Source organism: Aquiflexum sp. (genome assembly GCF_041749095.1).
Taxonomy (GTDB): Bacteria; Bacteroidota; Bacteroidia; order Cytophagales; family Cyclobacteriaceae; genus Aquiflexum.
Genome location: NZ_JBGTCA010000384.1, coordinates 1 through 4042 on the forward strand (window position 1 = coordinate 1; position 4042 = coordinate 4042).

3 protein-coding genes and 1 pseudogene are annotated in these 4042 nt (G+C 37.9%); all 4 read left to right on the forward strand.

Annotation, left to right across the window (positions count from 1 at the left end; all coding sequences use genetic code 11):
- Positions 1-462: 462 nt before the first annotated feature.
- On the forward strand, positions 463-720 hold the full coding sequence (locus ACEW8O_RS17440) for a YtxH domain-containing protein (protein ID WP_373495908.1): 258 nt from the start codon (positions 463-465) through the stop codon (positions 718-720).
- A gap of 315 nt (positions 721-1035) precedes the next feature.
- Positions 1036-2694 (forward strand): Ig-like domain-containing protein, encoded by a 1659-nt coding sequence (locus ACEW8O_RS17445; RefSeq protein WP_373495909.1) that lies wholly within the window; start codon positions 1036-1038, stop codon positions 2692-2694.
- Between the two features lie 483 nt (positions 2695-3177).
- The gene (locus ACEW8O_RS17450) at positions 3178-3378 is read left to right on the forward strand and encodes a hypothetical protein (RefSeq protein ID WP_373495910.1); all 201 of its coding nucleotides are present in this window, start codon (positions 3178-3180) and stop codon (positions 3376-3378) included.
- Positions 3379-3389: 11 nt separating this feature from the next.
- Positions 3390-4042 (forward strand): annotated as a pseudogene (locus ACEW8O_RS17455) (hypothetical protein); the annotation flags it as partial.

Below are 4042 nucleotides of genomic sequence, written 5' to 3' on the forward strand. Positions count from 1 at the left end.
CGGCGCCGCATTTCCCAACCCCCACCTTTACAAACCAAATCATCCGGTCCCCGAGCTTGCCGAGGGGCAATTTATAAATCTGTCATTGGTAAGGCACGAAGAATCTCCAGAGGTCCTATTTATGTTTATTTAATCATTTTCGGATCCACGTAAGATGCTTTCTACGTCAGCATGACAGATTCTCCGATTTATGTCGTTGGAAGGCACGAATGATCCGCTGTGCAGATCTCGCCTCTCGTTTCTCGTTTCTTGTTTCTTGATTCTTGCCTCTCACATCTCATATCTCTCTTCTCAAATCTCATATCTCACTTCTCACCTCTTAAATTCCCCATTCCCACAACAACAAATTTTCAATTGCGTAACAAAATATAGACCTGTTGTTTATTTTGGATTGATTATTGATTAATTTTAAATATTCAACATCAAAACCTTTAATATTTTCAAACTATAAAAACTAAATCTATGAGTTCAACAAAATTTGTTTTAGGAGCATTGGTAGGTGCCGCAATCGGCGTCCAAATCGGTATATTGGTAGCACCTGAAAAAGGTGAGGTGACAAGAAAGAAAATCACCAAAAAAAGCGGGGAGTATCTTGATGAAGCTTCCGGCAAACTGAATACCTTCTTTGACACATTAACCAAAAAAGTATCCGACGTCAGTGATGAGGTCGATAAATTGGCCAAAAAAGCCAAGTCTGAAGTGGATAAGGTGACGAAGTAATAATCTACACTTAAATGGAAAGAAGGGAGGCGAAAGTCTCCCTTTTTTTGTGCCTTCTTATCAAAATCCGGCATTTATATATTTAAATACCTTGATAGCAATTCAAGTTCAAAATCGACTTTTTCGGCTACTTTTAATTCAATATGGATAAATTGCCCATAAAGAGCTATAGATCAGGGTTAATTTTTTGCCAAGAAATAAAATACCTCTTTTGGGGTATTTTTTTTTAACCAATAAAACGTTACTTTCATATAATTAATTGTATTTCATTCCACTGATTATTCTCTTCTGTAAAACTTTTAACCCCAAGTAATTATGATTAATAAAAAAACCACCGTACCAAAAATGGAAAATTTTAAATGGTATTTTCCGTTTTTCATCCTTTGCAGCTTCATCCTATTGATAGCTGCTTGTACAGAGAATTTTGTCAATGATGACGACATGTCCAATGACATTGAAATTCTGGCAAATTCCCTATCCCTCAATCATGGCAAAATCGGTATTTCCGATGCCGCAAACGATGGGATAGATGAGTTTTATTTCCTGGCCCCAACAGTGGGCAAAACTCCCAAATACAACGGTAGATTTCATCCCAACCTTCAACCTGTGGTTGAAATAAGTGATGATTTTAACTTTGAAAATGTCCTGGCCACATTCAGACGCGGAGGTAACGGAACCAATTTGATTGCTGTAAATGAGTCAGAGGAATTTTATTCGGCAACCTGGAATACTTCTGAACTCAAAGCGGTGTTGGGCAAAATCTACAGGATCAGGGTCAAAGTAGGCTCCAGGGTTTTGGGTTTTGTCGATGTTGGAATTGTACCTGCAAAGACAAAACCCTTGAATTCTGGCATCATTCCTTTAGTTCAAAACCAATCTTTCAAAATTGATTTCAGGATTGAGGACAAAATCTGTCCGGCAAGGATAGAGGTATTGCCGGAGGAAGCTACTGTATTGATAGATGGCGAGCAGCAGTTTACGGCAATAGTCTACAATTTCTATGATGAGGTATTGGAAAACCAAAAGATATCATGGTTTGTAGGTAATTCCAGCGTGGCATCCATCAACCAAAATGGATTGGCCAAGGGCCTGCAATTTGGATTTAGCCCCATCAAAGCCCAGGTGCAGGATGTTATAGGTACGGCTTCCCTTTTCGTTCAGGAAGTGGCAGATGATGCGCCGAGACCGGGAAGGGATGTTGTGGTATTCAACGACATCAATATCTTTGATGATGTGGCGATGAGAAATCCCAACAATGTTCTTCTTGTCAAAAACTTCCTCAACTATGATGCCCCGGGAATCAGGTCCTCCGGAAAAAAAGTCTGGTTTGATTGTGGAAGAAATGCGGTGGGAGGAAATTCATTTACCCCATGTACAACAGGGACAGGAAATTACACCTTCATTCCTTTCAGGAATGCTATTACCGGTGAAGGATTTGCAATTGAATCTGTTTTTTCCAGTCCCGGAAGTCTTATTAATATTCCCTCAGATGTGAAAATCCTCTTTTTATATATGCCGACAGTAGCATTTACTTTAGGGGAAATCAATGAACTGAAGAAATTTGGTGAAGAAGGAGGAAGGATTGTATTTGTAGGAGAACATAGTACTTTTTATGGTTCTACCGGAATCCAGGTCGAAAATCAGTTTTTGATCAATATGGGGGCTGTCATGCGGAACGTTGGGCAGGCCGTAGATTGCCTTGATGATGATGGTCTTCATCCGATTCTACCTGCTAGTTCCTTAAGACCACATCCAATCACAAGAGATATGACCAACTTAACTGTAGCCTGTGCCTCTGTCATTGAATTGGGTCCCAATGATTTCCCCTTGTTTTACAACATAGCCAATAATTTGGTGCTTGGAGGTGTGGCTCAAATTGATACAGCACCGATATCCGAACTGAAATCAGCAAGGATCAATACAATTGATAAATCTATTCGGGAAATCAGATCTCTCGATCCTGCAAGGTATTGATTGATCAAAATAATTCTTCCTTTAAAAGGCTTTCCAAATTTTGGAAAGCCTTTTTTAGTGTGATTAGTCAACACCATTATTTTAACAAATGATTGGCCAAGTTTGATTATCAAATTCAATAGATTAAAAGATGCCATCTTACTGATTTGACTTGAAAAAGACATTATGAGCATGAACTTTGAAAAAAATATTTTTTTTTATTCCAGGATTAAATTACTTTTTAATAAACCCCAAACATTATTTGTTAACATTTTTCATTCGCAAAACTTTCTTAATATTTTTTTTCTGTTAAAAAATATTAAATATCCAATATTATGGTAATATTAAATTTTTCAAAAAAAATAACATAGATCTTTTTTTTATATGTAAAAATCTTTTTATTTGATTCGAAATACAAAGGTGTGATTTGTTTGAGCATGTTGTTTGACCTATGTATTGCAAGTGATTTTATTATTTGAAACAAAATTTTTAACCCAAAATACTATGAAATCAAAAATTTTTCTTTTGATGGCTTTTGTGTTCAACTACCTAGCAGTGCCGGTCTTTGTACAAAGCCACGCCCCTGGGTCCGAACCCACGGAGACGACAGACAAGGATGACTATGCTCTTGGTAAAACAGACTATCTCACAACCTTGATCACCCATTTAAAAAATAAAATAATCTATATCATCCATAATTTTTAATTCCCTTTACTATGAAAGAACAAGTACTGCAAACCATGCGCCTACTGCTCTTCCTGCCCATGTTGGCCGGATTGATGCTGTTTGGAGAGGCTACCAATGCCCAGACGGTGATCCAAACCGACAAATCCGATTACCAGCCAGGTGATACGGTACACATTACAGGTTACGGCTGGCAGCCGGGGGAATTGGTGGAATTGAGCATCAGGGAAATCCCTACTCATAACCCTAATATATTGATTCAAGCCACTGCCGATGCAAATGGGAATATGTCCACAAAAGATTTTGTTACACAGCAACATCATTTGGGAAAAACTCTATTTGTTACAGCAAATGGAAATCAAGGCAGCTTTGCTGAGACCCATTTTACTGATGCTTCTTACACATCAAAGGCGAGTGGGAATTGGAATGATCCAAACACTTGGAATTGTACAGGTACAGGTTGTGGTAGTTTTCCGGGAATAAATGATGATGTTGTTATAAATGATAGATATACTGTCACATTAACAGCAAATGCGCAAGCTAAAACAGTTCAAATATCTGGTCATACTTCTGGAGGATCTTCTGAGTCTGGGGAAACTATATTAAATCTCAATGGTTTTGAACTGATTGTATCAGAGCATGTTAACTTAACTAGTACATCTCATGTTAACAAACCTGCGATATT

Bases quoted from the DNA above. Each gene is read 5' to 3' on its own strand.
- ACEW8O_RS17445 (WP_373495909.1), top strand. From the start codon at position 1,036: ATGATTAATAAAAAAACCACCGTACCAAAAATGGAAAATTTTAAATGG.
- ACEW8O_RS17440 (WP_373495908.1), top strand. From the start codon at position 463: ATGAGTTCAACAAAATTTGTTTTAGGAGCATTGGTAGGTGCCGCAATC.
- ACEW8O_RS17450 (WP_373495910.1), top strand. From the start codon at position 3,178: ATGAAATCAAAAATTTTTCTTTTGATGGCTTTTGTGTTCAACTACCTA.